Annotated in this window: 1 protein-coding gene; it reads right to left on the reverse strand. The window is 68.9% G+C overall.

The annotated features are described in order from the left end of the window. A partial coding sequence (locus ACWCRJ_RS44515; RefSeq protein WP_450944690.1) for an AMP-binding protein occupies positions 1-2,092 on the reverse strand: 2,092 nt, incomplete at both ends.

Raw genomic sequence — 2,092 nt, forward strand, 5'->3', positions numbered from 1 at the left:
CCGATGGAGACGGCCGTCGGCTGGGCGGGGACGTTCCAGGCGGTGGACCAGATGGTTGTTTCGGTGGGTCCGTAGACGTTGACCAGGCGTGCGACGCGGTGGCGCAGTTCGCGGGCCAGCTCGATCGGCAGGGCTTCGCCGCCGACCAGGGCGACGGTTGTAGAGCTACGGAAGCCGGATTCCAGGAGGAGTTTCCAGCCCGAGGGGGTGGCTTGTACGTGGGTGATGGACTGGGTGGTGATCAGGTCCACCAGGTCCGTGTCCTGCTCGGCGATGACGACGCGGTGTCCGTCGATCAGGGGCAGGTACAGCTCCAGCCCGGAGATGTCGAAGGACACGGAGGTCGATGCCAGCCATGACTCGGCGCTCGTCGGTTCGCCCAGTACGCGGCGGATGCCCGTGAGCAGGTTGGCCAGCGCCCCGTGGGTGACCTGGACCCCCTTGGGGCGGCCGGTCGAGCCCGACGTGTACAGCACATACGCCACCGAGGAAGGATCTGTCACCTTCCGGGGCAACGGCTGCGCTGAGCCGACCGCATCCGGATCACCGTCCACGAGAATCCGGATGCCGTCGTGGATCTCGGTAGCCGTCTGGGCCACCGCCTTCTGTGTCACCAGGATGTGTGGTGCGGCGTCCTCGACGATGCCGGCCAGCCGTGCGGCCGGATGCCCGGCGTCCAGCGGCAGATACGCCGCACCGGACTTCTGTACGGCGAGCAGTGTCACCAGCAGTTCGACGCCGCGTTCCAGCAGCACGCCCACCACGTCACCGGCGCCCACGCCCAGCGACACCAGATGTCCCGCCAGCCGCGAGGACCGCTCGTCCAGCTCCGCGTAGGACAGCGACACGCCACCCGACGTCACCGCCACCGCACCGGGAACCTCACCAGCCCGCGCCGCGAACAGCTCCGGCACACAGCCGGCCGACGCCTCACGGACGGCCGTGTTCCACCGCTCCAGCACCGATGACCGCTCACCCACCGGCAGGTACACCGCCCGCGCGTCGCCGTCCGGGTCGGCGGCCATCGCCTCCAGCACCAGCCGGTACATCGACGCGATCCGCTCCGCGTTCGCACGCGACACCACACGGCCGTCGGTGGTCAGGACGATGTAGCCGTTCCGGGTGGCGACCATCAGCGGGAACTCGGTCGGGACCTCGTCAATGTCGCCGAGTTCGTCGATCTCGTCGCCGTCGACCTGGCTGAAGTCCTGGTAGTTGAAGTAGACGTCCAACAGACGGCTGCCACCGGCATCGCGCTGGATGGCAGGCAGGGGGTAGCGGCGATGCGACCACAGCTCGGTCTCCTGCTCGAAGACCTGGGCCACCAGTTCCCGCCAGGTGGCGGCACGGCCCGCCTCGTACGGGAACGGGACCGTGTTGAGGTGCAGGCCGTAGACGCGGTCGGCGCCGGGGAGTTCGGGGCGCGTGTCGCACACCAGGCCGGTGTGGAACTCCGTGTCGTGCGTCAGCTGGCTCATCACCTTCAGATGCGCCGCCAGCAGCACGCTCTTCATCGACACCCGGGCCCGCCCGGCGAGCGCCCGCAGTCGCTCCTCCAGATCGTGGACCTGGATCGGGAAGCGGTGGGCGGTGCCGTTCGGAACGGACTCGTCGCCCCAGCCGGCCGGCATGGCGAGTGCTGCGTGGTCGCCGACGATGCGCTGCCAGTACGCCTGGTCGGCACCGGCGTTCACCGACTCCTGCTCGGCGGCGATGAAGTCGGCGAAGCGACTGCCGTTGCGCTGCCCCGGCTCGATCTCCTGGCCGTCCCTGAACGCGCGGTACAGATCCAGGAGTTCGGTGAGGAGCGCGTGGTAGCTCCAGCCCTCCAGGATCGGGTGGGCGTGGGTGAAGACGAGCTTCCACTCGTGGTCGTCACCGACGAGCGCGTTGACGCGGATCAGCGGCGGCACCGCCGTGTCGAACGGCGTGGTGCGCTGCTCGTTCTCGCAGGTGTCGTCGTCGAGTCCGGCGATGCCGACCGGCAGGTCCGCTGTGGCGTGGATGAGTTGGAGGGGTTGGGAGTAGGTGGTGAGGTCGAAGCCGGTGCGTAGGACTTCGTGTCGGGTGAGGAGTTCGTCGGTGGCTTGCT

It is taken from the genome of Streptomyces sp. NPDC002324, assembly GCF_053593335.1.